A 25,998-nucleotide genomic window follows, 5' to 3' on the forward strand; every position below is an offset into this window, starting at 1 on the left:
CAAGGCGTTTCAGCCTTTCCAGCCCCGCATCAATAACCACTGGCAGGTAGCAGCGGCCACTACCAGCGCGGCATAGGTCAGCATCTTGCCGTCGCGCCCCCCAAGCGCCAGCCCACCGGCCAGCACCGCGAGCCCCACCACAAAAACCACCACAAACTGGCGCCAGCCCGCCAGCTTTGTGGCCCCCTTGGCGCCCAACAGCCGCCCGCACAACACCAGCAGCAGGGCAACAAAGGCAGCGGGTGCCACAAAATTCAGCAAGTGGTTAAGAATGTCCAGGGGACCCATGAATTGACCCAAATCAAGGCTTGAACAAGCAAGGCCACCTGTTCCGGCCAACGATTTTATAATTGGGGACCATGGCAGTCTGGGCCCTCGGCATCAACCACACCACCGCGCCGCTCGACCTGCGCGGCCGGTTCGCGTTCGCGCTCGACCAGATCGCACCCACATTGCACGGTTTGCGCCAGTCGCTGGGCACCGCCAGCCGCCACCCCGGCGTCGAAACCGCCATCATTTCCACCTGCAACCGCACCGAGATTTACTGCGCAGGCGAGCAGCCCGCTGTGGACCACACCTTGGGCTGGCTGGCCCATAGCGGCGGCGTGAGCCCCGCGCTGCTGCGCTCGCACTCGTACACCCTGGAAGACAGCCTGGTCGCGCGCCATGCCTTCCGCGTGGCCAGCGGGCTCGATTCCATGGTGCTGGGCGAGGCCCAAATCCTGGGCCAGATGAAAGACGCCGTGCGCGCCGCCGAAACGGCTGGCGCCCTGGGCACCACGCTCAACCAGCTCTTTCAGCGCAGCTTTGCCGTGGCCAAAGAGGTGCGCACCAGCACCGAGATCGGCGCCCACAGCATCAGCATGGCGGCTGCCGCCGTGCGCCTGGCCAGCCAGTTGTTTGAAGACCTCGGCAAGATCCGCGTGCTGTTTGTCGGCGCGGGCGAAATGATCGAGCTGTGCGCCACACACTTTGCCGCCAAGAACCCCAAGCAGATCGCCATTGCCAACCGCACGCTGGAGCGCGGCGAAAAACTCGCCACCCGTTTTGGCGGCGAGGTGATGCGCCTGGCTGACCTGCCCGAGCGCCTGCACGAGTTCGACGCCGTCATCAGCTGCACTGCCAGCAGCCTGCCCATCATCGGCCTAGGCGCCGTAGAGCGCGCTTTGAAGAAGCGCCGCCACCGCCCCATCTTCATGGTCGACCTGGCCGTGCCGCGCGACATCGAGCCCGAGGTCAAGGCCCTGGGCGACGTGTACCTGTACACCGTGGACGACCTGGCCACCGTGGTGCAAACCGCCCAGGCCAACCGCCAGGCCGCCGTGGCCCAGGCCGAGGCCATCATCGATGCGGGCGTGCAGAGCTTCATGCACTGGATGGAGCTGCGCAGCCCGGCTGCCGCCGACGGCGGCGTGGTGCCCCTGATCCAGCAGCTCAACGCCCAGACGGACGAGTGGCGCGCCCTGGAGATCGCCCGCGCCAAAAAGCTGCTGGCCAAGGGCGAGGACATGGACGCCGTGCTCGAAGCCCTCTCGCGCGGCCTCACGCAAAAAATGCTGCACGGCACCCTGGCCGAGTTGCGCGCGGGCGATGCCGAGATGCGCGCCCAGACGGCGCAGACCGTCTCGCGCCTGTTCCTGCGCTCGCAAAGCAAAACACCCCACAACGGCCTGTAGCGGCGCCCGCCCGCACCCCAAGCCACCCCGATTTCAATAAAAATCGGCACCTAGCGCTTATCCATCAAGCGCTAACAGCTACAAATTTAGTAGCAAATCTCTTTTCCCAAGCCCCATGAAACCCTTTCTCCGAACCCAGCTGGAACGCTACGCACAGCGCTTGGGCGAACTCGACTTTTTGCTCTCGCGCGAGGACATCATGAGCGACATGGCGCAGTACCGGCGCATCTCCGTCGAACATGCCGAGGTCACGCAGGTGGCGGGCCGCTACGCCCGCTACCAGCAGCGCGAGGCCGACCTGGCCGGTGCGCGCGAGATGCTGGCCGACCCCGACATGGCCGAGATGGCGCAGGAAGAAGTCACCGCTGCCTCTGCAGAACTGCTACAGCTCGAAGACGAACTGCAGCGCCTGCTGCTGCCCAAGGACCCCAACGACGCACGCAACGCCTTCGTCGAAATCCGCGCGGGCACGGGCGGCGATGAATCCGCCCTGTTTGCGGGCGACCTGACCCGCATGTACACCCGCTACGCCGCCAACGTGGGCTGGAAGGTGGAGGTGGTGAGCGAGAACGCGGCCGAGCTGGGTGGTTACAAGGAAATCGTGCTGCGCATCGAAGGCGACCACGTGTATGGCGCACTCCAATTCGAATCTGGCGGCCACCGTGTGCAGCGCGTGCCCGCCACAGAAACGCAGGGCCGCATCCACACCAGCGCCTGCACCGTGGCCGTGATGCCCGAGCCCGACGAACACGAGGCCATCAAGCTCAACCCAGCCGACCTGCGCATCGACACCTTCCGCGCCAGCGGCGCGGGCGGCCAGCACATCAACAAAACCGACTCGGCCGTGCGCGTGGTGCACTTGCCCACCGGCATCGTGGCCGAATGCCAGGACGGCCGCAGCCAGCACGCCAACAAGGCCAAGGCCCTGCAGGTGCTGCAGGCCCGCATCCAGGAGAAAGAACGCAGCGAACGCGCCGCCAAAGAGGCCGCGCTGCGCAAGGGCCTGATCGGCAGCGGTGACCGCAGCGACCGCATCCGCACCTACAACTTCCCGCAGGGGCGGCTGACCGACCACCGCATCAACCTCACGCTTTACAAACTGCTGTATGTGATGGAAGGCGACCTGGCCGACGTGCTGCAGGCCCTGGCCCACGCGCGCGAAGCCGAGCAACTGGAAGAGCTGGAGATGGGCAGCACGGGTTGACCGCTTCAGAAATAAGAATCCAATGGCCTGATGCGTGACCTGCCTCAGACTCCACACTCACAACCCGTTCGGGCTGAGCCAGAACGGCAGGGGTGGTATTCATGGCAGGTAGATATTCAGGTCAAATTAGCCTCTAGCGCTTTATGAATAAGCGCCAAAAGCTATCAAAATCATAGTGATCCATACAACCCCCACCCTCGCCCAGGCCTTGGCCCAGGCCCACACCCTGGGCCTGGCGCGCATCGACGCGCAACTGCTGCTGCTGCATGCCCTGGCCCGCCCCGATGCCGGCCGCGCCTGGCTGCTGGCACACGACACCGATGTGCTGGACGAGGTGGTGCACGGAGATTTCCTGGCCCTGTGCCAGCGCCGCGTGGCGGGCGAGCCCGTGGCCTACCTCACTGGGCGCAAAGAGTTCTACGGCCTGCCCCTGCAGGTGGACGCGCGTGTGCTCGACCCACGCCCCGACACCGAAACCCTGGTGAACTGGGCGCTGGAAGTGATCGCCCCCCTGCCATCACCCCGTGTGGTGGACCTGGGCACCGGCAGCGGCGCCATTGCGCTGGCGTTGCAAAGCCAAAACCCCAACGCCCAGGTGCTGGCCGTGGACGCCAGCACCGACGCGCTGGCCGTGGCGCAGGCCAATGCCGAGCGGCTGGGCCTGCCCGTGCGGTTTCAGCACGGCAATTGGCTGCTAGGGGTTGGTGGGCTTGTTTTTGACGCCATCGTCTCCAACCCGCCCTACATTGCCAGCGCCGACCCGCACCTGGCCGCCCTCACGCACGAACCCTTGTTGGCCCTGGCCAGCGGCGCCGACGGGCTTGAGGACATCCGCACCATCGTGGCCCAGGCGCCCGCCCACCTCCAACCGGGCGGCTGGCTGCTGCTGGAGCATGGCCACGACCAGGCCCCCGCCGTGCGGGCGCTGCTCACCGCCCAGGGCTTTGCCCAGGTGCAAAGCCGCAACGACTTGGCAGGCATCGCACGCTGCACGGGCGGGCAGTGGCCGACAGTGAAATAATCCCCCCATTGCGGGCTTCCTATTCATTTCAAGCCCGCCAGCCTCTTTCAAGGAGATTCCCATGAGCGACAACACCCAACAACGCATCGACGGCCTCGTCAAAACCAACGACATCGTGCTCTTCATGAAGGGCAATGCCAGCTTTCCCATGTGCGGTTTCTCGGGCCGCGCGGTCCAGATCCTGAAAGCCAGCGGCGTGGACCCCAAGGCCCTGGTTACCGTCAACGTGCTCGAAGACGACGAAATCCGCCAGGGCATCAAGGAATACAGCAACTGGCCCACGATTCCGCAGCTGTACGTGAAGGGCGAGTTCATCGGCGGCTCGGACATCATGATGGAGATGTACGAATCGGGCGAACTCAAGCAGGTGCTGGGCACCGAGGGCTGATTACCCCCCACCCTACCCAACCAGCCGCCTTCGGGCGGCTTTTTTGTGGCGTATTGGTGTGCCCGCAACAGCCACACCAATCAGGGGCTTTTCCGATGCTGGCGCGGGCATTTTGTGTGCTTGAATGGTTGCGTGACCCCCATCACAAGGAGCATGCAATGACCAGCCATAGCCTTGTTCCCCAGCCACCCGCCCTGCGCCTGCCGGTGGCCCAGATGCGCAACGTGTTCCACCCCGGCGATGTCGAGCGCAAGCTCGCACGGCTGCAGGAGTCCGGCAACCAGCGCGAATACGAAACCCTGCGCACCGTCTACGAACGCATGCTGGAGCGCGGCCCCGAGCGCTTTCAGGTCAAGCCCTCGGGCATCCCCGACATGGCCGACCTGTACGCGCAGTTGCCCAACTTCACCGAGGTGCTGGACGACGTGAAGCGCCACGTCGCGCTGGCCCAGGACAGCAGCGATGGCCTGGAGGTCACGCCCATGCTGCTGCTGGGCCCGCCCGGCATCGGCAAGACACACTTCGCGCGCCACCTGGCGGAGCTGCTGGGCACGGGCATGAACCTGCTGCCCATGAGCTCGATGACCGCAGGCTGGCTGCTGTCAGGCTCGTCCGCGCAGTGGAAGGGCGCGCGCCCCGGCAAGGTGTTCGAGGCGCTGGTGGAGGGCGAATATGCCAACCCCGTCATCGTGGTGGACGAGATCGACAAGGCCGCGGTGGATGCGCAATACGACCCGCTGGGCGCGCTGTACAGCCTGCTGGAGCACGACACGGCGCAGAGCTTCACCGACGAGTTCGCCGAGGTGGCCATCGACGCCAGCCAGGTGATCTGGATCACCACGGCCAACGACACGCGGGGCATCCCCGACCCGATCCTGAACCGCATGAACGTATTCGAGGTGGAGGCCCCCACGCTGGAGCAGGCACGCGCCATCGCCCGCAACCTGTACACAGGCATCCGCGCGGGGCACGACTGGGGTCGCCTGCTGGACCCGGAGCCCCTGGACGATGTGCTGGACCACCTGGCCCAGATGCCGCCGCGCGAGATCCGGCGCGCGCTGATGACGGGCTTTGGCAATGCGCGACTGGACCGCCGCAGCACGGTGGAAATCACCGATTTGCCCAAGGCCACCTCGGGGCGCAGCCGCATCGGCTTCGTGCAGTAGCCGCCGCACGGTGCGGGCGGGCCGCGCGCATGCGTGGCCCCGGTATCCGCCCGCAAGGCGCACAGATACACTCGGGTAGCCGCTGTGCCCCGGCCTGCGCCGCTCTCCCCCTCTTCCATGACCCTGTCCCAAAGCCTTTTTGTCATCGCGCTGCTGATTGCAGCCAGTGCCTTTTTTTCCATGGCCGAGATTTCGCTCGCGGCCGCACGCCGCCTGCGCCTGCGGCAGATGGCCGACGAGGGGGATGCCCGTGCAGACCGGGTGCTGCGCATGCAGGAGCAGCCGGGCGACTATTTCACGGTGGTGCAGGTCGGTCAGAACGCCGTGGCCATCCTCGGCGGTATCGTGGGCGAAGGGGCGCTGAGCCCACACTTCAGCGCGCTGTTTGCGCTGTGGCTGTCTGAATCGACGGCGGAGAAAGCCGGTTTTCTGGCCTCCTTCCTCGCCATCACCTCGCTGTTCATCCTGTTTGCCGACCTGTTCCCCAAACGCCTGGGCATGGCCGAGCCCGAGCGGATGGCGGTGCGCCTGGCCGAGCCCATGGCCTGGTGCACGACGCTGCTGCGCCCGCTGGTGTGGCTCTACAGCCGGGGGGCCGATGCGCTGTTCCGGGTGCTGGGGCTGTCGTCGCTGCGCGATGACCGCATCACCTCCGACGACATCCTGGCGATGATGGAGGCAGGGGCGCGTGCCGGCGTGCTGGCGGCGCGCGAGCAGCAGGTGATCACCAATGTGTTCGAACTCGACACGCGCACGGTGTCCAGCGCCATGTCGCCGCGCGACCGCATCGCCTTTTTCTTGCGCGACGAGCCCGATTCCGTGATCCGCCTGCGCATTGCCGCCGAGCCTTTTTCGACCTACCCCGTGTGCGAGGGCGACATCGACCACGTGGTGGGTTATGTGGATGCCAAAGACCTGTTCCAGCGCGTGCTGAACAACCAGCCCATTTCACTGGCCGACGACAGCCTGGTGCGCAAAGTGCTCATCGTGCCGGACCGGCTCACGCTGTCGGAGGTGCTGGAGCAGTTCCGGCAGGTGCACGAGGACTTTGCCGTCATCGTGAACGAATACAGCCTGGTGGTCGGCGTGGTGACCCTGAACGACGTGATGAGCACCGTGATGGGCGACCTGGTGGGCCCGGCGGATGAAGAGCAGATCGTGCGGCGCGACGAGGATTCGTGGCTCATTGACGGGGTCACGCCCGTCGAGGACGTGCTGCACGCGCTCTCGCTCGACGAACTGCCCCACGACGGCGAATACGAAACCCTGGCGGGCTTTTTGATGGTGATGCTGCGCCGCGTGCCGCGCCGCACCGACAGCGTGAGCTGGGGCGGCTACAAGTTCGAGGTGCTGGACGTGGACAGCTACCGCATCGACCAGGTCATGGTCTCGCGCCTGAACCCGGCCCACGGCAGTGGCCGCAATCCTCCACCACCACCGCCAATGCCCCCAGAGGAGCGCGCTGAAGGGACTGCGGTCTAGGCGGTAGCCTGGGCGTATGGGCAGAGCCGCTGGCGACGGCGGCATTGCCCCTTTTTTTTTCAGACAGCGGGTGCCGAAGGAGGCCTGTCGGCAAACAGCCAACTGCGCTGGGCCCCAAACACCGCATCTGGATAGGGCGCACGGCCCCGGCTGCCGTTGTAGCGGCCCAGGGCCATGAAGAGGTCGCCCTGCTCCCGGTCGATGTAGTGGCGCAAAATCACGCAGCCAAATCGCAGATTGGTCTGCATGTGAAACAGCTTGCCCGCGTCGCCATCGCCAATCACCCGCGTCCAGAACGGCATGACCTGCATGTAACCCCGCGCCCCGGCGCTGGAGACGGCAAACTTGCGGAAACCGCTCTCCACCTGGATGAGCCCCAGCACCAGCGACACATCCAGCCCGGCGCGTTTGGACTCGTACCAAACCGTTTGCAGAAAGTCGCGGCGCACCTCCCATTCGGGCTTGCGGCGGCGCAGCCGGTCGCTCTGGGTGCCCAGCCAGCGCAGGTAGTGCAGGCGGGATTCGGTGGTGAAGAACTCCGGCTCAGGCGGCGCCTGATTGGCAATGGCTGAACTCAGGGCCGTGCGCACGGAGTCCATCAGCGGCTCTTCGAGCTGCCCGCCCGCATGCGCTGCCTGTGGCGCGGCCAACCAAGCAGCAGGCGCCGCCAGCGAGGCCACGGACAACAGGCATGTGCGCCGCGAGAGGCCCGCTTCGGCGGCAGGCCGTGCCAGAAGCGAGGTGCTCGTGTCCAACGGGCTCATACTCATACAGCGATGCGGCCCTTCACGTGGGCCAGAATGTCGGCAACAGCCACCTTGGTGGCGGCCGCGTCACGGCGGTGCTGGTACTCCACGACGCCGTCCTTGAGGCTCTTGTCGCCAATGGTCACGCGGTGCGGCACGCCGATCAGTTCCCAGTCGGCAAACATGGCGCCGGGGCGCTCGCCACGGTCGTCCAGGATCACGTCCACACCCGCAGCCAGCAGGTCGGCATAGAGCTGCTCGGCCGTCGCCTTGACGGCCTCGCTGCGGTCCATGCCCACGGGGCAGACGACCACGGTGAAAGGCGCGATCGCGTCGGGCCAGATGATGCCGCGTTCGTCATGGTTTTGCTCGATGGCAGCGGCGGGCAGGCGCGTGACGCCAATGCCGTAGCAGCCCATCTCCAGGGGCTGGGGCTTGCCGTTCTCGTCGAGGAAGGTGGCGTTCATGGCGCGGCTGTATTTGGTGCCCAGGTAAAACACATGGCCCACTTCGATACCACGCTCGATGGCAAGTTCCCCCTTGCCGTCGGGCGAGCGGTCGCCCGCCACCACGTTGCGCAGGTCGGCAATGGCATCGGGCTCGGGCAGATCGCGGCCCCAGTTGACGCCGGTGATGTGGAAATCCACCTCGTTGGCGCCACAGATCCAGTCGGCCATCAGCGCCACTTCGCGGTCCACCACGAGCTTGAGCGGCTTTTTCAAGCCGATGGGGCCCAGGTAGCCGGGCTTGCAGCCAAAGTGATCCTCTATCTCGCCCAGGGTGGCGAAACGGAACCCGGCCAGGCCTGGCACCTTGCCAACCTTGATCTCGTTCATGTCATGGTCGCCGCGCAGCAGCAGCAGCCAGACCTGGGTTTTGACGATTTCGCCCGCTTCATTGGTTTCGTCGGTGGCCAGCACCAGCGATTTCACCGTGGTCTGGAGCGGCACGGAGAGCAGCTCGGCCACGTCGGCGCAGGTGCTCTTGCCGGGGGTAGCTGTCTTGGTGAGGGCCTGGGCGGCGGCGGCGCGTGGACCTGCGGGCGCCAGGGCCTCGGCCTTTTCCATATTGGCGGCGTAATCGCTCTCAGGGCAATAGACGATGGCGTCCTCGCCCGTGGCGGCGATCACCTGGAACTCTTCGGACAGGTCGCCGCCAATGGCGCCGCTGTCGGCGGCCACGGCGCGGTAGGTCAAGCCAAAGCGGTCGAAGATGCGGCGGTAGGCCTGGGCCATGACCTGGTAGCTGGCCTTGGCGGCCACTTGATCGCGGTCAAAGCTGTAAGCGTCCTTCATGATGAACTCGCGGCCCCGCATCAGGCCAAAGCGTGGGCGGCGTTCGTCACGGAACTTGGTCTGGATCTGGTAGAAGTTCTTAGGCAGCTGCTTGTAGCTCTTGAGCTCCTGGCGCGCGATGTCAGTGATCACTTCTTCGCTGGTGGGCTGCACCACGAAGTCGCGGCCATGGCGGTCCTGGATGCGCAGCAGCTCGGGGCCCATCTTGTCGAACCGCTCCGTCTCCTGCCACAGCTCTGCGGGCTGCACCACGGGCATGGTCAGCTCCACAGCGCCTGCGCGGTTCATTTCCTCACGCACGATGGCCTCGACCTTGCGGATCACCCGAAGGCCCATGGGCATGTAGTTGTAGATACCTGCGCCCAGCTTCTTGATCAGCCCTGCCCGTGTCATGAGTTTGTGGCTGACCACTTCCGCGTCGGCCGGGGCTTCCTTGAGGGTGGAGATAAAGAATTGGGAGGCTTTCATCGGAATCGACTTCAGGCAGAACAGAGCAGTCCACTTGCTGCGCGCTAGGCGCCGTGCATAATGGACACAGTTTAAAAATTTGGGGTTTGATTATGCTTGACCGGGACGGCTTTCGGCCGAACGTCGGCATCATCCTGCTCAACCAGAGAAACCAGGTGTTCTGGGGCAAGCGCATACGCACCCACAGCTGGCAGTTTCCGCAAGGTGGCATTGACCGGGGCGAAACCCCCGAGCAGGCCATGTTTCGCGAGCTGCACGAAGAGGTGGGATTATTGCCCGACCACGTGCGCGTGGTGGCCCGCACCCGGGACTGGTTGCGCTATGAGGTGCCTGACCGGTACATCCGCCGCGATGCGCGCGGACATTACAAGGGCCAGAAACAAATCTGGTATCTGCTCCAACTGGTGGGCCACGACTGGGATCTGAACCTTCGTGCCACCAACCATCCGGAGTTCGATGCCTGGCGCTGGAACGACTACTGGGTGCCGCTGGACGTGGTGGTCGAGTTCAAACGCGGCGTCTATGAAATGGCGCTGACCGAGCTTGCCCGGTATCTGCCACGCTATGAGCAGCGCAACCGCTATCTGCGCAGCGGCATGCGCACCCGCGAGGGCGAGCACGCAGGAACGAGCCCGTACCGCACGGGGTCGTTGCTCGTCAATCCGGGCATGGAGTTGCCGCCTGGTGCCAGTTTTGACCCGGACCCGCAGACCAGCATTCCGGGTGAGCTTGACGGATTGCCGCCGCTCTCGACCGCCCCGCGTTAAGGAACACAGAAACGCACCGTCCATGAAAAATGCCTGCAGTTGCAGGCATTTTTTGTGAGCGCGCCTCCCGGTCAGGCGCCGACGGTCAGCACCAGATTGTCGCGGTGCACCATCTCTGGCTCGGCCACGTAGCCAAGCAGTTTTTCAAACTCGGTGGAGGGCTTGCGGCACAACAGGCGCGCTTCTGCCGCCGCGTAGTTCGCCAGGCCCCGCGCAATCTCGGCCCCCGAGGTGTCCCGCACGGCGATCACGTCGCCACGGGAGAAATCGCCCTCGACTGCCGTCATGCCAATGGGCAGCAGGCTCTTGCCCTCATCGCGCACCTTGGCTGCCGCCCCTGCATCCACCACCACAGAGCCGCGCAGCTGGAGGTGGTCTGCCATCCACTGCTTGCGGGCTTGCTTTTTCTGCGTCTGGGCCACCAGCAAGGTGCCCAAGGGCTCGCCCCCCACCAGGCGCACCAGCACGTCCGGCTCGCGCCCCCAGGCAATCACGGTGGATGCGCCTGAGCCTGCCGCGCGCTTGGCCGCCAGAATCTTGGTGATCATGCCGCCCTTGCCAATGCTGGAGCCCGCACCACCGGCCATGGCCTCCAGCGCCAAATCCCCGGACTTGGCTTCGTGCACGAACTGAGCGGACGGATCGCGGCGCGGATCGGCGGTGTACAGGCCCTTCTGGTCGGTGAGGATGATCAGCGCATCAGCCTCCACCAGATTGGCCACCAGGGCGCCCAGGGTGTCGTTGTCGCCAAACTTGATTTCGTCGTTGACGACTGTGTCGTTCTCGTTGATCACCGGCACCACGCCCAGGCGCAGCAAGGTGAGCAAGGTCGAGCGCGCGTTCAGGTAGCGCTCGCGGTCCGCCAAATCCGCGTGGGTGAGCAGCACCTGGGCACTGCCCATGCCCTGCTCGCGCAGTTTGGTCTCGTACATCTGCGCAAGGCCCATCTGGCCCACCGCCGCCGCCGCCTGCAGTTCATGGACTTCCTGCGGCCGCGTCGTCCAGCCCAGGCGCTTCATGCCTTCGGCAATGGCACCACTGGACACCATCACCACCTCGCGCGGTGCGCCGCCGTCGCCGCGCACCAGGGCCGCCAGTTGGCGGCTCCACTCGCCGATGGCTGTTTCATCCAAGCCACGGCCTTCGTTGGTCACAAGGCTGGAGCCCACCTTGACCACGATGCGGCGGGCATCTCGCAATACGCTGGAAACCATTGTTTAAGGTCATTTTGGCTGCTAGCGCTTATTCATCAAGCGCAAGCAGCTATTAAAAATATAGCATTCAAGCCAAACAGATCATCCGCGTGCTGCGTGTTGCGTCAGGCAGGCGCGTCCCCGGCGAACCGTGGGTCCACTTCCACGGGCTCGTTCTCTGTGCGCTGCTCGGACTGCACATGGCGGAAGATCGCATGGATCAGCGGTTCGCAGCCCTCGCGCGTCAGCGCGGAGATCTCGAACACAGGCCCCTTCCACTTGAAGCGCTTCACGAAATCCTTGACGCGCGCCTCCCGCTCTTCGGCGGGCACCATGTCGAGCTTGTTCAGCACCAACCAGCGGGGCTTGTTGTAAAGCTGCTGATCGTATTTTTTCAGCTCGTTAACGATCGCCTTGGCCTGGGCCACCGGGTCCACCGCATCATCAAACGGCGCCAAGTCCACAATGTGCAACAGCAAACGGGTGCGCTGCAGGTGGCGCAGGAACTGGTGGCCCAACCCGGCGCCTTCCGACGCGCCTTCGATCAGGCCTGGAATGTCGGCCACCACAAAACTCTGCTCGGGCCCCACGCGCACCACGCCCAGGTTCGGGTGCAAGGTGGTGAAGGGATAGTCGGCAATCTTGGGCCGCGCATTGGAAACCGCTGTGATGAAGGTGGACTTGCCTGCATTCGGCATGCCCAGAAGCCCGACGTCGGCGAGAACCTTGAGTTCGAGTTTCAGATTCTTTTTTTCACCCGGCCAGCCTGGTGTTTTTTGGCGTGGCGCACGGTTGATGGCGCTCTTGAAACGCATGTTGCCAAATCCGCCATCGCCGCCCTTGGCGATGGTGATGATCTCGCCCGGATTGAGCAATTCATACAGCACCTCACCCGTTTCCGCGTCGGTGATGATGGTGCCCACAGGCATCTTCAGTGTGATGTCGGAGCCCGCCGCGCCAAACATGTCCGAGCCCATGCCATGTTCGCCGCGCTTGGCTTCATGGCGGCGCGAATAGCGGAAATCCACCAGGGTGTTCAGATTGGGGTCGGCCACAGCGAACACATGCCCGCCGCGCCCGCCGTCGCCGCCATTGGGGCCGCCGAACTCCTTGTATTTTTCGTGCCGAAACGACACGCAGCCATTGCCACCATCACCGGCGGCAATGTCAATAAAGGCTTCATCGACGAACTTCATGGGGTATCCAGTTTACAAAAGGGCGCCGCACCGACGGACAAGCGGCCAATGGCCGATTGTGGCGGAACAGCGGGGCGCCCCTTCCAGGCGCCGCGGGCAGATAGCGGCATGCAGCCGCCATCGTACAAACCAAACAACAAAGCCCCGGCAAAGCGGGGCTTCGATGCGTGCCAGAGGAAAAATCCTCAGGCAGGAGTCACATTGACCGTGGACTTGGACAATGCACCCTTGGTGCCAAACGACACGTGGCCGTCCACCAGGGCGAACAAGGTGTGATCCTTGCCCACGCCGACGTTGTTGCCGGGGTGGAAACGTGTGCCACGTTGGCGCACGATGATCGAGCCAGCGCTGATCAGTTCACCACCGAACGCCTTGACACCCAGCATCTTTGGCTTGGAGTCGCGCCCGTTTCGCGTAGAGCCGCCGCCTTTTTTCTGTGCCATGACTAGCTCCTTCGATTAAGCAGCAATCGCACCGATTTGCAGCTCAGTGAACTGCTGGCGATGGCCTTGGCGTTTTTGATAGTGCTTGCGACGGCGCATCTTGAAGATGTGCACTTTGTCGTGCTTGCCGTGGGCCACAACAGTGGCTTTCACGGTTGCGCCGGACACCAGGGGCGTACCCACCTTCAGTTCAGCGCCGTTGCCGACAGCCAGAACCTGGTCGATCACGATCTCCTGGCCTACGTCCGCAGCAATCTGTTCTACTTTAATTTTTTCGCCGGAAGCAACGCGATACTGCTTGCCGCCGGTTTTTATGACCGCGTACATGTTGACCTCTTGATATGAGTTCTGCAGACGAATTTCCGCAGAGCCGACGATTATAGCGCATCGCCAACCAACGGTCTAGCCCCTTGATTGGCTGCCGCAACGACCCACCGCCAGGCCACAAAGACCCCACTCAGGTCTTCCTATAATCCGGGCACTTTCTGTGACCGCCATCTTGACTGACCATACCGCCCCCGCAGCATCCCCCCTCGCGCTCGTTGCACACGACATGCACGAGGTTGACAAGGTCATTGAGCAGCGCCTGACCTCCAGCGTGCCGCTGGTGGCCCAGATATCGCAGTACATCATTGCGGCCGGGGGCAAGCGTCTGCGCCCCGCGCTGTTGCTCATGGTGTGCGGCGCTCTGGGCTATGGCGGGGCGCACCGGTTCAGCCTGGCGGCGGTGGTCGAGTTGATCCATACCGCCACCTTGCTGCATGACGACGTCGTGGACGCATCCACCCTGCGGCGCGGGCGCCCCACGGCCAACGAGACATTCGGCAACCCCGCCAGCGTGCTGGTGGGCGACTTTCTGCACACCCGCTCCTTCCAGATGATGGTGGAAGCCGGAAGCATGCGGATCATGGAAATTCTGTCTGAGGCCACAAACGTGATTGCCGAAGGCGAAGTGCTTCAGCTCATGAACATGCACGACGCCTCGCTGGATGAGGCCGGTTACCTCCGCGTGATCCGCTCCAAGACCGCCAAGCTGTTCGAGGCCAGCGCCCGACTCGGCGCCGTGTTGGCCGACAGCACGCCAGAGATCGAGGAAGCGTGCGCGACCTATGGCCAGGCGCTGGGCACCGCCTTCCAGATCATCGATGATGTCCTGGACTACGATGGCGACGCCTCGGAAATGGGCAAAAATCTGGGCGACGACCTCCGGGAGGGCAAATCCACGCTGCCGCTGATTGCCGCCATGGAGCGGGGCACCCCCAGCCAAGCCCTTGTGGTTCGCCAAGCCATCGAGCAGGGCTCAACCGAACAATTGAGCGAGATCATCCGCATCGTGCGCGCCACTGGGGCACTGGAAGTCACGCGCACAGCGGCCTTCTCTGAAGCCCGCCGGGCCATGGCTGCGGCAGAGCGACTCCCTGCCAATGTCTATTCAAAGGGATTGCTAGAATTAGCAGCTCAGCTGTTAGCACGACGCAACTGAGGCATCCAATACATCTGCACTTGGGTGCCACGACAAGCTACGGGGTGTAGCTTAGCCTGGTAGAGCGCTACGTTCGGGACGTAGAGGCCGGAGGTTCGAATCCTCTCACCCCGACCACCAATCAACGGCACTCCCCGGATTTGCGCCTTTCTTGTGGCGCAGTTACCAATATCCAGCGCTGTACACGCTTTGCGCAATCGGTGATGATAGGATGGTTTCTTTTCCACACCTAACACATTACCGGTTACATGGCTGCTGTTGATACTGCCCCTAAAGAAGCCTCTGCAGTCGCCCTTCCCGGACTGGGTCGGGCATTGATGTCCGCCGGAAAACTGACCCAGAAGTCAGCCGAGGATATTTACAAAAAATCACAAACCAGCCGAACCAGTTTTATCGCCGAACTGACCGGCTCCGGGGTGGTATCTCCGGCGGATTTGGCCTATACCGTGTCTACCGTATTTGGCGCCCCCCTGCTGGACCTCGACGCCATTGACCAGCAGCGCCTTCCCAAAGAATTGCTCGACGGGAAAATATGCCAGGCTTACCGCGTGGTAGTCCTCAGCAAGCGCAATAACCGCTTGATCGTTGCGACAGCCGACCCAACGGACCAGGAAGCTGCAGAAAAAATCAAGTTCACCACCCAGATGGGGGTGGATTGGATTATTGCAGAATATGACAAACTGAGCCGACTGATAGAAACCACCACAAAATCCACCAGCGAATCCATGGATACGTTGGTGAGTGGCGGTGGGGATTTTGAATTCGACGATGTTTCCATCGAAGAGACCTCCGAAGAATCAGATACCGGCACTACCGAGGTTGAAGACGCCCCCATCGTCAAGTTTCTTCACAAAATGCTGCTCGACGCCTTCAATATGCGAGCCTCCGATTTGCATTTTGAGCCCTATGAACACCAGTACCGCGTACGTTTCCGCATTGACGGGGAGCTGCGCGAGATAGCATCGCCCCCGATTGCCATCAAGGACAAACTTGCATCGCGAATCAAGGTGATTTCACGCCTGGATATCTCAGAAAAACGCGTGCCCCAGGATGGCCGCATGAAGCTGAAGGTGGGTCCAAACCGGGTGATCGACTTCCGGGTCAGCACCTTGCCGACCCTGTTTGGCGAGAAGATCGTGATCCGTATTCTGGACCCAAGCAGCGCCAAACTCGGCATTGATGCGCTGGGCTATGAGGCCGTAGAAAAGGAGCGACTCCTTCAAGCGATTGGTCGCCCTTATGGCATGATTTTGGTGACGGGGCCTACCGGCTCCGGAAAGACCGTTTCGCTTTACACCTGCCTGAATCTATTGAACAAACCTGGCGTCAATATTGCCACCGCAGAAGATCCTTCCGAAATCAACCTACCCGGCGTCAATCAGGTTAACGTCAACGAGAAGGCGGGGATGACATTTGCTGTCGCACTCAAGTCCTTTCTCCGCCAGGATCCTGACATCATCATGGTGGGTGAAATCCGAGATCTGGAGACTGCCGATATTTCGATCAAGGCTGCCCAAACCGGGCATTTGGTGCTGTCAACCCTGCACACAAATGATGCGCCAACAACGTTGACGCGGATGCGAAATATGGGGATCGCCCCCTTTAACATTGCATCCAGTGTGATATTGATCACTGCGCAACGGCTGGCACGCCGGTTGTGTCCCGTCTGCAAGACGCCGGCGGATATTCCCCACGAAGCCTTGGTGGAAGCCGGCTACGCAGAACATGAACTTGATGGCTCCTGGGTGACTTACCGCCCCGTCGGCTGCTCTGCCTGCAACAACGGCTACAAAGGCCGACTGGGTATCTACCAGGTCATGCCGATTTCAGAAGATATTCAGCGCATCATCCTTCGAGATGGAAGCGCCCTGGAGATCGCGGAACAGGCAAGGGCCGAAGGCGTGCGCTCTCTGCGGGAATCGGGACTTCATAAAGCCAAGCTGGGCCTGACTTCTCTTGAAGAAGTTCTGGCGGTTACCAATGAATAATATCCACTGACGAGGGCTGCATGGCTACCGTAGCATCCAAAAGAGATATCAAAGATTTTGTCTTCGAATGGGAAGGCAAGGACCGCAATGGAAAAATCGTCAGAGGCGAGGTCCGTGCTGCGGGGGAGAATCAAGTTCAGGCCACTTTGCGACGCCAAGGGGTATTTCCGACAAAAATCAAGAAGCGCCGCATGCGCTCGGGCAAAAGAATTAAGCCCAAAGATATCGCACTGTTCACCCGGCAACTGGCGACGATGATGAAAGCAGGCGTCCCGCTACTGCAGGCGTTCGACATTGTGGGCAGAGGCAACACCAATGCCAGCGTGACCAAACTACTCAATGATATTCGATCCGATATTGAAACCGGAACGTCGTTGAATGGTGCCTTCCGCAAACACCCCATGTACTTTGACAGTCTCTACTGCAATTTGGTGGAGGCAGGTGAGGCTGCAGGTATCCTGGAGGCCCTGCTGGACCGGCTCGCCACCTACATGGAGAAAACAGAGGCCATCAAGTCAAAAATCAAATCGGCTTTGATGTACCCTATTTCCGTGGTTATTGTGGCTTTCGTGGTGGTAACAGTGATCATGATTTTCGTGATTCCTGCTTTCAAGGAGGTATTTACATCTTTCGGAGCTGATCTTCCCGCCCCCACACTCTTTGTGATGGCCATTAGCGAGATTTTCGTTAAATGGTGGTGGCTGATTTTTGGCGCCTTGGGCGGCGGATTCTTCTTTTTCATGCAGGCCTGGCGCCGCAATGAAAAGATGCAGATGTTCATGGATCGCCTGCTGCTGCGTATGCCTGTTTTCGGTGCGCTGATCGACAAATCCTGCGTTGCGCGCTGGACCCGGACCTTGTCCACCATGTTCGCTGCGGGCGTTCCCCTCGTGGAAGCGCTGGACTCGGTGGGCGGCGCTGCGGGCAACTCCGTGTACGCCATGGCGACCGACAAGATTCAACAGGAAGTCTCCACCGGCACCAGCCTGACCGCTGCTATGGGCAATGCCAATGTCTTTCCTTCCATGGTGCTGCAGATGTGCGCCATTGGGGAAGAGTCGGGTTCTATTGACCACATGCTCGGCAAAGCCGCCGATTTTTACGAAGCCGAAGTGGATGACATGGTGGCGGGCCTGTCCAGCCTGATGGAGCCCATCATCATTGTTTTCCTGGGCACGCTGATTGGTGGCATCGTCGTCTCCATGTACCTTCCTATCTTCAAGCTCGGTCAGGTCGTGTAATGGGGCTGGATGTGTGGTGGGACGCTGCCCTGGGTGGCGTGGTGGGGTTGCTTATCGGTAGTTTTTTGAACGTCGTCATTTACCGGCTCCCCAAGATGATGGAGCAGCAATGGGCAGCAGACCTGGCCCAGTTGGAAGCGGAAAAGCAGGGCCGGGAGCTTCCCGCAGGCACGCCAGAGCCGTTCAACCTGATGACGCCCCGCTCGCGCTGCCCGTCTTGCGGGCACATGGTGCAGTGGTATGAAAACATTCCGGTGCTGAGCTACCTGTTCTTGCGCGGCCGCTGCTCGGCCTGCAAGGTGCGCATCAGCCCCCGTTACCCCTTGGTCGAAATCGCCACGGGTGCGCTGTTTTTCTTTTGTATTTATCGCTGGGGTGCAACCCCAGCAGGCCTTGCCTGGTGTGGCTTCTCCGCAGCCCTGGTCGCGCTGGCCTTCATCGACTGGGACACAACCCTTCTGCCCGACGACATTACCCTGCCTTTGCTGTGGGCAGGTCTGATTGCCGCCGCCATGCAGTGGATCGAGGTTCCGCTGTACGCATCCGTGATGGGTGCCGTGGGCGGGTACCTGTCTTTGTGGCTCGTTTATTGGGGCTTCAAGCTGGCCACGGGCAAAGAAGGCATGGGGTATGGCGACTTCAAGTTGTTTGCAGCGCTCGGTGCCTGGTTTGGCTGGCAAGCGCTCGTGCCCATCATCCTGATGTCGTCGGTCATTGGCGCCATCGTCGGGATCGCGATGAAAATTTTCAGCCGTCTGCGTGAGGGGGGCTATATCCCCTTTGGCCCCTTCCTGGTGGGCGCGGGGCTCACTGCCATGGTGTTCGGCCCTAACGCCATTTTGGGCACGGTGCTGAACTTGTTCGGCCTGTGAATGCAACGGGCGTGACCAAGGTAGCGAAGACCTTCCCTTGCCGACTGGGCCTGACTGGCGGCATCGGCAGCGGCAAGAGCACGGTGGGTCGCATGTTCGTGTCGCTGGGCGCCACATTGATCGATGCAGACCAGATCGCCCGCGATGCCACCGGCCCGCAAGGCGCTGCCATGGAGGCCATCCGCAGCACGTTTGGCGAAGCCTTTATCGATGCGTCGGGGGCGCTGGACCGGGCACGCATGCGCGAGCTGGCTTTCACCCGCCCGGAGGCACGTATCCAGTTGGAAGGCATCGTGCATCCGCTGGTCACCCTCCGCAGCCAGGCCCTGGCGCAGCAGGCCACTGCTGCGGGCTCCCGGCTGATCGTGCATGACATTCCACTGCTGGCAGAGTCAGGCCGGTGGGCGCGGCGGCTGGACGCCGTGGTGGTGGTGGATTGCGCAGTCGAGACGCAGATCACACGCATCATGCAACGCAATGGCCTCGCGCGGGAGGTGGTTCAGAGCATCATCGCCTCGCAGGCAACACGTAGCGCGCGCAGGGCGGTGGCGGATGTGTTGATTGCCAACGATGCCCGCTGCACGCTCGAAGAGCTACAAGCCCAGGTGTGCCAGACAGCCGCACTGTTCGGGCTATGATGCGAAAGAAACCGTTTGTGCTTTCGTCCCCTGCCGTGCGCCACCGGCGTCAGAATATTCCCTGAGCCCCCAGGAACCCGCCAGCGTGATCCTTTACGAATACCCCTTTAACGAGCGTCTCAGAACCTATCTGCGGCTTGAGCAGTTGTTCCGCCGGTTGGGGGAGCTGATCCCCCGCTCCCATGCGCTCGATCACCATTTCGCCCTGGTCACGATCTTCGAGATCATGGATGTGGCGGCTCGGGCCGACCTGAAGTCGGACGTGCTCAAGGACATCGAGAAGCACAAGCACCAGCTCGACAGCTACCGGGGCAATCCCTCCATCTCGGAGGCTGCGCTCGATGCCGTGATTGCCCAGCTAGACCGGTGCTTTACGGCGCTCAACGCCCAAAACGGAAAATCCGGCCACACGCTGACCGAAAACGACTGGCTGATGAGCATCCGCAGCCGCATCGGCATCCCCGGCGGCACCTGTGGGTTCGACCTGCCCGCCTACTATGCGTGGCAGCACCACACCCCCGAAGTTCGGCAGCAAGCGCTGGAGCAATGGGCGTCTACCCTGGCGCCGTTGGCCGAATCCATTTATGTGCTGCTCAAGCTGCTGCGCGATTCGGGTGTGCCCCAGAAGGTGGCGGCGGAGCGTGGCCAGTTTCAGCAAAACCTGCCGCAAGGCCGCACCTTCCAATTGCTTCGGCTGCGTATTGACCCGGCTCTGAACCTGATCCCCGAAATCAGCGGCAACCGCTTGATCGTCTCGGTGCGGCTCATGCGGCTGGGGGACGACGACCGCTTGCACGCCTGCAGCGAAGATGCCGCCTTTGAACTCACCCTGTGCGCCTAACCACAACGGACTGCGCTCTGGATCGGCACGCAAGCAAGCCACCAAGACACTGAAGACAGCGACGAACGAGGATGACCCAGCGAACCAGCAGCCCCCCAGCAGCACGCACCGTCACCTGCCCCAGTTGTGGCGGTGACAGCGTTTACAGCCCCGCCAATGCCTACCGCCCCTTCTGCAGCGAGCGCTGCAAGCAGGTGGACCTGGGCGCCTGGGCCAGCGAGGACTTTCGCATGCCCGCCGAAGCCCCGCCGCCGGATGCTCCCTACGGCGACCCGCGCCTGCAGCATTGATACAGGCTGGTGATCGGGTGGATATTGATCAAATCAGGCTCTACCGCCCGACGAATAAGCGCTACAAGCTATTAATTTGATAGCAAATCCCTATCAAGCTCTCACTCTGCGGTGAACTGCAGACCCCGTTCCTCGGCCAGCCATTGCAACACCGGGTAGGCGCCAGGCAACACGGGTGCTACCGTCAACGGCATCTGCTGCCAGGCCATCTGCTGGCCCTCGCGCATCTCGAACTCACCCGTCCAGGCCTCCACCTTGCACCAATGCAAGCGCACCAGGGCATGGGGGTAGTCGTGCTCCGTAACCTTCCAGACGCTGGCAGCCCCGATGGTCACGCCCAGCTCTTCGATCAGCTCGCGGCGCAGCGCCTCTTCCACCGTCTCGCCCGCCTCCAGCTTGCCGCCCGGAAACTCCCAATAGCCCGCATAGGGCTTGCCGGGCGGGCGGGTGGACAGCAGCATCGCGCCATCGCCGCGCAGCAGGATGCCCACGGCCACCTCGGTGTGTTTGCGTGTTGCTTCAGCCACTGTGGCGCCCTGCATAGTCACGCGCAAACTGGTAGGCCACGCGGCCGCTGCGCGAGCCGCGCTCCAATGCCCAAACCAAGGCCTCGGGCCGGGCCGCCGCGATGGCAGCGGCCGACACGCCCAGCGACGACAGCCACTGGGCCGTGATGGTCAGGTACTCGTCCTGGCTGAAGGGGTAGAAGCTCACCCACAGGCCAAAGCGCTCCGACAGGGAGATCTTCTCCTCCACCACCTCGCCCGGATGCACTTCGCCGTCGTCGGTGTGGGTATAGGTGAGGTTTTCCTTCATGTATTCGGGCAGCAGGTGGCGCCGGTTGCTGGTCGCGTAGATCAGCACATTGGGTGTGGCAGCGGCCACCGAGCCGTCCAGAATGGATTTCAGCGCCTTGTAGCCGGGCTCGCCGTCTTCAAAGCTCAGGTCATCGCAAAAGACGATGAATTTCTCGGGCCGTGCGGACACCACATCCACGATATCGGGCAAGTCCGTAAGGTCGGCCTTGTCCACCTCGATCAGGCGCAGGCCCTGCGCCGCGTAGGCGTTCAGGCAGGCCTTGATGAGCGAGGACTTTCCGGTGCCGCGCGCGCCGGTCAGCAGCACGTTGTTGGCGGGTAAGCCCCGCACAAACTGTTGCGTGTTGCGCTCGATCTTTTCCTTCTGGCCATCGATCTCCTTGAGATCCGCCAGCGCCATCGCAGCCACATGGCGCACGGGCTCCAGGGTGCCGTGGCCGCTGCTGCGCTTGCGGTAGCGCCAGGCAATAGAGGCCGGCCAATCCGGCGCGCCCAGAGGCTGCGGCAATACAGATTCGATGCGGGCGATGAGCTGCTCGGCGCGCTCGATCAGATGTTCAAATTTCTCGTTCATTTCGGCACCTGGCGCTTATTTATCAAGCGCCAATAGCTATCAAAATAATAGCAACCTCATCAAGACCGATAGTCGGCATTGATGGTCACATACTCATGGCTGAAGTCACAGGTCCACACCGTGTCCACGGCATTGCCACGGCCCAGCAGCACGCGCACGGTGATCTCGGCCTGCTTCATTACGCGCTGGCCGTCTTCCTCGCGGTAGGCGGGGTTGCGACCGCCCTGCACGGCCACATGCACGTCGTCCAGGTACAGGTCGATGCCCGTCTGGTCCAGATCGTCGATGCCTGCATAGCCCACAGCTGCCAGAATGCGGCCCAGGTTCGGGTCGCTGGCAAAAAAAGCCGTCTTGACCAGGGGCGAATGCGCGATGGCATAGGCCACCTTGCGGCACTCCTCGCCCGTTTTGCCGCCTTCCACCCGCACGGTGATGAACTTGGTGGCGCCTTCACCATCGCGCACGATGGCCTGGGCCAGCTTCTGCGACACGGCCAGCATCGCCGCCTTGAGGGCCTGGCCCTCGGCGTTGTCGAGCGAGGTGATGGGCCCATGCGCGGCCTTGTTGGTGGCAACGACCACGAAGGAGTCGTTGGTCGACGTGTCGCCATCGATGGTCACGCGGTTGAACGAGCCATCGGCCAGCTCGCGCGCCAACTGCTGCATCACGGCGGGCGCCACGCAGGCATCGGTGGCCAGAAAGCCCAGCATGGTCGCCATGTTGGGGCGAATCATGCCCGCGCCCTTGCTGATGCCGGTGATGGACACCGTGGCGCCGCCGATCTGCACCTGCGCCGAGAAGGCCTTGGGCAGGGTGTCGGTGGTCATGATGCCTTCGGCGGCGCGGGCCCAGTGGCCAGGCTGTGCATCGGCAATCGCAGCGGGCAGACCGGCCTCGATGCGGTCATTGGGCAGCGGCTCCATGATCACGCCGGTGGAGAACGGCAGGATCTGCTCTGGCGCCACCTGGAGCAGACGTGCCATCGCAACACAGGTGGACCGTGCACGCGCCAGGCCATCAGCGCCCGTGCCCGCATTAGCGTTGCCCGTGTTGATCACCATCGCGCGAATCGATTCGCCGCTGGCCAAATGTTCGCGACTGATTTGCACCGGCGCCGCACAAAAGCGGTTCTGGGTGAAAACGCCCGCCACGCTGGCTCCTTCGTCCAGCAGGAACACGGTGAGGTCTTTGCGGTGGGCCTTGCGGACACCGGCTTCGGCAACACCGATACGGACACCGGCAATCGGCTGCAGATCGGAGGCGTTGGGAGCGGAGAGATTCACGGGCATGGAGGTCTTTCTCAAAAACTGCGGCCAATTATCCGGAAAACCGTGGCGCGCCAATGAAAACACGGGCCGAAGCCCGTGTTGTATGCATCAGAAAATCAGGCCAGCTTGCCGTGGCACTGCTTGTATTTTTTGCCGCTACCGCAAGGACAAGGGTCGTTGCGCCCCACGCGGATGCCTTCGGGCAGCGCATCGCCCACCGTCTGGGCATCCACCGTGGTCTCCACTTCGCCTGTTTCGGTGGGCGCGGTGTAGGTAACGTTGGCAATGCTCTCGGCGCGGGTTTCCATGTCCTGCGCAGCCTGGTCGAGTTGGGCCTGCGACTGGACCTGAACGGTCATGAGAACCTTGGTGACCTCGTTCTTGACCTGATCGATCAACTGGCGGAACAGCTCGAAGGCTTCACGCTTGTACTCCTGCTTGGGCTGCTTTTGGGCATAGCCGCGCAGGTGGATGCCCTGGCGCAGGTAGTCCAGCGCAGAGAGGTGGTCACGCCAGTTGGAGTCAAAATTCTGCAACAGCACCACGCGCTCGAACTGCGTGAAGTTCTCACGGCCCACTTGCTCCACCTTGGCGTCGAAAGACCCATTCGCGGCGTGCAGCACCTTCTCCAGAATCTCGTCGTCAGTGACGCTGCTCGAGCCCTGCACTTCCTGCTGCAGCGCCAGAGAGACTTGCCACTCTTCGGCCAGCGCCTTTTCCAGCGCGGGCAGGTCCCACTGCTCTTCCAACGACTCGGCGGGCACGTACTGGCGCACCAGATCGGTCATGCAGTCCTCGCGCATGGCGGCGATCACATCCGACAGATCGGAGGCGTCCAGGATGTCGTTGCGCTGCTGGTAGATCACCTTGCGCTGGTCATTGGCCACATCGTCGTACTCCAGCAACTGCTTGCGGATGTCGAAGTTGCGGGCTTCCACCTTGCGCTGGGCCGACTCGATGGAGCGGGTCACGATGCCGGCTTCGATGGCTTCGCCATCGGGCATCTTCAGACGGTCCATGATGGCCTTGACGCGGTCGCCCGCGAAGATGCGCATCAGCGAATCGTCCAGGCTCAGGTAGAAGCGCGAGGAGCCGGGGTCACCCTGGCGGCCCGAACGGCCACGCAGTTGGTTGTCGATGCGGCGGGACTCATGGCGCTCGGTGGCGATGATGCGCAGGCCGCCCAGAGCCTTGATCTTCTCGTGGTCCACCGTCCACTGCTCGCGCAATGCGGCCACCTTGGCGGCGCGATCGGCTTCGGACAGCGACTCATCGGCCTCGACGGCCGCCACATCCTTCTCGATGTTGCCGCCCAGCACGATGTCGGTACCACGGCCTGCCATGTTGGTGGCGATTGTGATCATGCCGGCACGGCCGGCCTGGGCCACGATGTCTGCCTCGCGGGCGTGCTGCTTGGCGTTGAGCACCTGGTGCGCCAGGCCTTCCTTGTTCAGGAGTTGATCGATGATTTCAGAGTTCTCGATCGACGTGGTGCCCACCAGCACGGGCTGGCCGCGTTCGTGGCATTCGCGGATGTCCTTGATGGCCGCTTCGTACTTCTCGCGCGTGGTCTTGTACACGCGGTCAAGCTGGTCGTCGCGCTTGCTGGGGCGGTTGGGCGGGATGACGGTGGTTTCCAGGCCGTAGATCTCCTGGAACTCATAGGCCTCGGTGTCGGCCGTGCCAGTCATGCCAGCGAGCTTGTTGTACAGGCGGAAATAGTTCTGGAAGGTGATCGAAGCCAGCGTCTGGTTCTCGGCCTGGATGTTCACGCCTTCCTTGGCTTCCACTGCCTGGTGCAGGCCTTCGCTCCAGCGGCGGCCCGACATCAGGCGGCCGGTGAACTCATCCACGATCACGATCTCACCGTTTTGCACCACGTAGTGCTGGTCGCGGTGGTACAGATGGTTGGCCCGCAGCGCTGCATACAGGTGGTGCATCAGCGTGATGTTGGCCGGGTCGTACACCGAGGCGCCTTCGGCGATCAGGCCGTGGCTGGCGAGCACGCGCTCGGCGGTCTCGTGGCCCTGTTCGGTCAGGAACACCTGGTGGCTTTTTTCGTCCAGGGTGAAGTCGCCGGGCTTGGTCACGCCCTCGCCCGTGCGCGGGTCGGCCTCGCCCTCTTGGCGCACCAGCACGGGCACCACCTTGTTCATGGCGATGTAGGTGGCCGTGTGGTCTTCGGCCTGGCCGCTGATGATCAGGGGCGTGCGCGCCTCGTCGATCAGGATGGAGTCCACCTCATCCACGATGGCGAAATTCAGGCCCTGCTGCACACGGTCGGCAGCCTCATAAACCATGTTGTCGCGCAGGTAGTCGAAACCGTATTCGTTGTTCGTGCCGTAGGTGATGTCGGCGCGGTAGGCCTCCTGCTTTTGCTCTCGCGGCATGTTGGGCAGGTTAATGCCCACCGTAAGGCCCAGGAAGTTGTACAGGCGCCCCATCCACTGCGCATCGCGATTGGCGAGGTAATCGTTCACCGTCACCACGTGCACGCCCTTGCCCGACAGGGCATTGAGGTACACCGGCAGCGTGGCTGTAAGGGTCTTGCCCTCGCCCGTGCGCATTTCGGAAATCTTGCCGTGATGCAGCGCCATGCCGCCCAACATCTGCACATCGAAATGGCGCATCTTCATGATGCGCTTGGAGCCTTCACGCACCACGGCAAACGCCTCGGGCAGGATGTCGTCCAGCGATTCGCCCTTGGCTACGCGCTCCTTGAACTCCTGGGTCTTGGCCTTGAGCTGCTCGTCCGACAGCTTCTCGTAATCGGGCTCCATCGCATTGATGCGGGACACCGTCTTGCGGTACTGCTTGAGAAGCCGGTCATTGCGGCTGCCGAATATTTTGGTGAGGAAGTTGGTGGCCATGCGAACAGGACCGCTTGCCCGCTGCAATCAGCGCGCCAAGCGACCGAAATCCCTAAGATGAATTGAGTTC

25 protein-coding genes and 1 tRNA gene are annotated in these 25,998 nt (G+C 62.7%); 15 read left to right on the top strand and 11 right to left on the bottom strand.

Annotated features, from left to right (window positions below):
- Window positions 1–9: 9 nt before the first annotated feature.
- Window positions 10–288 carry a hypothetical protein gene (locus Q0105_RS13810; RefSeq protein ID WP_298212713.1) on the bottom strand — a complete coding sequence of 93 codons (279 nt, stop codon included), beginning with the start codon at window positions 286–288 and terminating at the stop codon, window positions 10–12.
- A 71-nt stretch (window positions 289–359) separates the two neighbouring features.
- On the opposite strand from Q0105_RS13810, the gene hemA reads away from it, so the two are divergent.
- The 6 genes from hemA (at window position 360) to Q0105_RS13840 (ending at window position 6,937) form a co-directional block, all read left to right on the top strand.
- On the top strand, window positions 360–1,676 hold the full coding sequence (gene hemA / locus Q0105_RS13815; RefSeq protein ID WP_298212714.1) for a glutamyl-tRNA reductase: 1,317 nt from the start codon (window positions 360–362) through the stop codon (window positions 1,674–1,676).
- A 115-nt stretch (window positions 1,677–1,791) separates the two neighbouring features.
- A complete protein-coding gene (gene prfA, locus Q0105_RS13820; RefSeq protein WP_298212715.1) occupies window positions 1,792–2,880 on the top strand; it encodes a peptide chain release factor 1 in 1,089 nt (362 codons plus the stop codon).
- A 175-nt stretch (window positions 2,881–3,055) separates the two neighbouring features.
- Window positions 3,056–3,901, top strand: coding sequence for a peptide chain release factor N(5)-glutamine methyltransferase (gene prmC / locus Q0105_RS13825; RefSeq protein ID WP_298212716.1), 846 nt, complete (start codon window positions 3,056–3,058; stop codon window positions 3,899–3,901).
- 61 nt (window positions 3,902–3,962) lie between these two features.
- A complete protein-coding gene (grxD, locus tag Q0105_RS13830; RefSeq protein WP_298212717.1) occupies window positions 3,963–4,289 on the top strand; it encodes a Grx4 family monothiol glutaredoxin in 327 nt (108 codons plus the stop codon).
- 158 nt (window positions 4,290–4,447) lie between these two features.
- Entirely contained in the window at window positions 4,448–5,455 is a 1,008-nt protein-coding gene (locus Q0105_RS13835) for an AAA family ATPase (RefSeq protein ID WP_298212718.1), read from the top strand.
- A 117-nt stretch (window positions 5,456–5,572) separates the two neighbouring features.
- Entirely contained in the window at window positions 5,573–6,937 is a 1,365-nt protein-coding gene (locus Q0105_RS13840) for a hemolysin family protein (protein ID WP_298212719.1), read from the top strand.
- 59 nt (window positions 6,938–6,996) lie between these two features.
- Here Q0105_RS13840 and Q0105_RS13845 read toward each other — a convergent pair whose 3' ends face one another.
- Both Q0105_RS13845 and Q0105_RS13850 read right to left on the bottom strand, forming a co-directional pair.
- Window positions 6,997–7,701 (bottom strand): lytic transglycosylase domain-containing protein, encoded by a 705-nt coding sequence (locus Q0105_RS13845; protein WP_298212720.1) that lies wholly within the window; start codon window positions 7,699–7,701, stop codon window positions 6,997–6,999.
- Between the two features lie 2 nt (window positions 7,702–7,703).
- Entirely contained in the window at window positions 7,704–9,446 is a 1,743-nt protein-coding gene (locus tag Q0105_RS13850; RefSeq protein WP_298212721.1) for a proline--tRNA ligase, read from the bottom strand.
- A gap of 92 nt (window positions 9,447–9,538) precedes the next feature.
- Between Q0105_RS13850 and Q0105_RS13855 the strand changes: the two genes are divergently transcribed.
- Window positions 9,539–10,213: an RNA pyrophosphohydrolase gene (locus tag Q0105_RS13855; RefSeq protein WP_298212722.1), complete on the top strand. Its 675-nt coding sequence runs from the start codon at window positions 9,539–9,541 to the stop codon at window positions 10,211–10,213.
- A gap of 71 nt (window positions 10,214–10,284) precedes the next feature.
- Here Q0105_RS13855 and proB read toward each other — a convergent pair whose 3' ends face one another.
- The 4 genes from proB to rplU form a co-directional block, all read right to left on the bottom strand.
- A complete protein-coding gene (gene proB / locus Q0105_RS13860; RefSeq protein WP_298212723.1) occupies window positions 10,285–11,427 on the bottom strand; it encodes a glutamate 5-kinase in 1,143 nt (380 codons plus the stop codon).
- A gap of 104 nt (window positions 11,428–11,531) precedes the next feature.
- Complete coding sequence (gene cgtA / locus Q0105_RS13865) at window positions 11,532–12,602, bottom strand: Obg family GTPase CgtA (RefSeq protein ID WP_298212724.1); 1,071 nt, start codon at window positions 12,600–12,602, stop codon at window positions 11,532–11,534.
- Window positions 12,603–12,787: 185 nt separating this feature from the next.
- A complete protein-coding gene (gene rpmA / locus Q0105_RS13870; protein WP_008905145.1) occupies window positions 12,788–13,045 on the bottom strand; it encodes a 50S ribosomal protein L27 in 258 nt (85 codons plus the stop codon).
- Between the two features lie 15 nt (window positions 13,046–13,060).
- Window positions 13,061–13,372: a 50S ribosomal protein L21 gene (gene rplU / locus Q0105_RS13875; RefSeq protein ID WP_005794184.1), complete on the bottom strand. Its 312-nt coding sequence runs from the start codon at window positions 13,370–13,372 to the stop codon at window positions 13,061–13,063.
- A 160-nt stretch (window positions 13,373–13,532) separates the two neighbouring features.
- Between rplU and Q0105_RS13880 the strand changes: the two genes are divergently transcribed.
- The 8 genes from Q0105_RS13880 to Q0105_RS13915 all read left to right on the top strand — a co-directional run bounded on the left by Q0105_RS13880 (window position 13,533) and on the right by Q0105_RS13915 (window position 20,398).
- Window positions 13,533–14,528 (top strand): polyprenyl synthetase family protein, encoded by a 996-nt coding sequence (locus Q0105_RS13880; RefSeq protein WP_298212725.1) that lies wholly within the window; start codon window positions 13,533–13,535, stop codon window positions 14,526–14,528.
- 40 nt (window positions 14,529–14,568) lie between these two features.
- Window positions 14,569–14,645 (top strand) — tRNA-Pro (locus tag Q0105_RS13885).
- Between the two features lie 131 nt (window positions 14,646–14,776).
- Entirely contained in the window at window positions 14,777–16,516 is a 1,740-nt protein-coding gene (pilB, locus tag Q0105_RS13890) for a type IV-A pilus assembly ATPase PilB (protein WP_298212726.1), read from the top strand.
- 20 nt (window positions 16,517–16,536) lie between these two features.
- Window positions 16,537–17,757 (top strand): type II secretion system F family protein, encoded by a 1,221-nt coding sequence (locus Q0105_RS13895; RefSeq protein WP_298212727.1) that lies wholly within the window; start codon window positions 16,537–16,539, stop codon window positions 17,755–17,757.
- The gene (locus tag Q0105_RS13900) at window positions 17,757–18,629 is read left to right on the top strand and encodes an A24 family peptidase (protein ID WP_298212728.1); all 873 of its coding nucleotides are present in this window, start codon (window positions 17,757–17,759) and stop codon (window positions 18,627–18,629) included. Before Q0105_RS13895 ends, Q0105_RS13900 begins: the two co-directional genes overlap by 1 nt.
- Window positions 18,630–18,640: 11 nt before the next feature.
- The gene (gene coaE, locus Q0105_RS13905; RefSeq protein ID WP_298212729.1) at window positions 18,641–19,267 is read left to right on the top strand and encodes a dephospho-CoA kinase; all 627 of its coding nucleotides are present in this window, start codon (window positions 18,641–18,643) and stop codon (window positions 19,265–19,267) included.
- 85 nt (window positions 19,268–19,352) lie between these two features.
- Window positions 19,353–20,108, top strand: coding sequence for a cell division protein ZapD (gene zapD / locus Q0105_RS13910; protein WP_298212730.1), 756 nt, complete (start codon window positions 19,353–19,355; stop codon window positions 20,106–20,108).
- 71 nt (window positions 20,109–20,179) lie between these two features.
- Complete coding sequence (locus Q0105_RS13915) at window positions 20,180–20,398, top strand: DNA gyrase inhibitor YacG (protein WP_298212731.1); 219 nt, start codon at window positions 20,180–20,182, stop codon at window positions 20,396–20,398.
- Between the two features lie 101 nt (window positions 20,399–20,499).
- Here Q0105_RS13915 and Q0105_RS13920 read toward each other — a convergent pair whose 3' ends face one another.
- From Q0105_RS13920 to secA, 4 genes are all read right to left on the bottom strand, one after another.
- Window positions 20,500–20,925, bottom strand: a complete 426-nt coding sequence (locus Q0105_RS13920; protein ID WP_298212732.1) for an NUDIX domain-containing protein — start codon at window positions 20,923–20,925, stop codon at window positions 20,500–20,502.
- Window positions 20,918–21,790 carry an ATP-binding protein gene (locus Q0105_RS13925; protein WP_298212733.1) on the bottom strand — a complete coding sequence of 291 codons (873 nt, stop codon included), beginning with the start codon at window positions 21,788–21,790 and terminating at the stop codon, window positions 20,918–20,920. The genes Q0105_RS13920 and Q0105_RS13925 overlap by 8 nt, the downstream gene beginning before the upstream one ends.
- Window positions 21,791–21,849: 59 nt before the next feature.
- Window positions 21,850–23,079 (bottom strand): bifunctional glutamate N-acetyltransferase/amino-acid acetyltransferase ArgJ, encoded by a 1,230-nt coding sequence (gene argJ, locus Q0105_RS13930; protein WP_298212734.1) that lies wholly within the window; start codon window positions 23,077–23,079, stop codon window positions 21,850–21,852.
- A 95-nt stretch (window positions 23,080–23,174) separates the two neighbouring features.
- Window positions 23,175–25,928 carry a preprotein translocase subunit SecA gene (secA, locus tag Q0105_RS13935; RefSeq protein WP_298212735.1) on the bottom strand — a complete coding sequence of 918 codons (2,754 nt, stop codon included), beginning with the start codon at window positions 25,926–25,928 and terminating at the stop codon, window positions 23,175–23,177.
- Between the last annotated feature and the right edge of the window lie 70 nt (window positions 25,929–25,998).

The organism is Acidovorax sp. (assembly GCF_027492855.1).
Taxonomy (GTDB): domain Bacteria; phylum Pseudomonadota; class Gammaproteobacteria; order Burkholderiales; family Burkholderiaceae_C; genus Acidovorax.

Excerpts from the sequence above, each read along its gene's own strand:
- Q0105_RS13895 (WP_298212727.1), top strand. The coding sequence starts at position 16,537 with ATGGCTACCGTAGCATCCAAAAGAGATATCAAAGATTTTGTCTTCGAA.
- Q0105_RS13915 (WP_298212731.1), top strand. The coding sequence starts at position 20,180 with ATGACCCAGCGAACCAGCAGCCCCCCAGCAGCACGCACCGTCACCTGC.
- Q0105_RS13850 (WP_298212721.1), bottom strand. The coding sequence starts at position 9,446 with ATGAAAGCCTCCCAATTCTTTATCTCCACCCTCAAGGAAGCCCCGGCC.
- grxD (WP_298212717.1), top strand. The coding sequence starts at position 3,963 with ATGAGCGACAACACCCAACAACGCATCGACGGCCTCGTCAAAACCAAC.
- Q0105_RS13835 (WP_298212718.1), top strand. The coding sequence starts at position 4,448 with ATGACCAGCCATAGCCTTGTTCCCCAGCCACCCGCCCTGCGCCTGCCG.
- Q0105_RS13925 (WP_298212733.1), bottom strand. The coding sequence starts at position 21,790 with ATGAACGAGAAATTTGAACATCTGATCGAGCGCGCCGAGCAGCTCATC.
- cgtA (WP_298212724.1), bottom strand. The coding sequence starts at position 12,602 with ATGAAGTTCGTCGATGAAGCCTTTATTGACATTGCCGCCGGTGATGGT.
- rpmA (WP_008905145.1), bottom strand. The coding sequence starts at position 13,045 with ATGGCACAGAAAAAAGGCGGCGGCTCTACGCGAAACGGGCGCGACTCC.
- hemA (WP_298212714.1), top strand. The coding sequence starts at position 360 with ATGGCAGTCTGGGCCCTCGGCATCAACCACACCACCGCGCCGCTCGAC.
- Q0105_RS13810 (WP_298212713.1), bottom strand. The coding sequence starts at position 288 with ATGGGTCCCCTGGACATTCTTAACCACTTGCTGAATTTTGTGGCACCC.
- argJ (WP_298212734.1), bottom strand. The coding sequence starts at position 23,079 with ATGCCCGTGAATCTCTCCGCTCCCAACGCCTCCGATCTGCAGCCGATT.
- secA (WP_298212735.1), bottom strand. The coding sequence starts at position 25,928 with ATGGCCACCAACTTCCTCACCAAAATATTCGGCAGCCGCAATGACCGG.
- Q0105_RS13845 (WP_298212720.1), bottom strand. The coding sequence starts at position 7,701 with ATGAGCCCGTTGGACACGAGCACCTCGCTTCTGGCACGGCCTGCCGCC.
- Q0105_RS13840 (WP_298212719.1), top strand. The coding sequence starts at position 5,573 with ATGACCCTGTCCCAAAGCCTTTTTGTCATCGCGCTGCTGATTGCAGCC.
- Q0105_RS13855 (WP_298212722.1), top strand. The coding sequence starts at position 9,539 with ATGCTTGACCGGGACGGCTTTCGGCCGAACGTCGGCATCATCCTGCTC.
- Q0105_RS13900 (WP_298212728.1), top strand. The coding sequence starts at position 17,757 with ATGGGGCTGGATGTGTGGTGGGACGCTGCCCTGGGTGGCGTGGTGGGG.
- pilB (WP_298212726.1), top strand. The coding sequence starts at position 14,777 with ATGGCTGCTGTTGATACTGCCCCTAAAGAAGCCTCTGCAGTCGCCCTT.
- prfA (WP_298212715.1), top strand. The coding sequence starts at position 1,792 with ATGAAACCCTTTCTCCGAACCCAGCTGGAACGCTACGCACAGCGCTTG.
- proB (WP_298212723.1), bottom strand. The coding sequence starts at position 11,427 with ATGGTTTCCAGCGTATTGCGAGATGCCCGCCGCATCGTGGTCAAGGTG.
- rplU (WP_005794184.1), bottom strand. The coding sequence starts at position 13,372 with ATGTACGCGGTCATAAAAACCGGCGGCAAGCAGTATCGCGTTGCTTCC.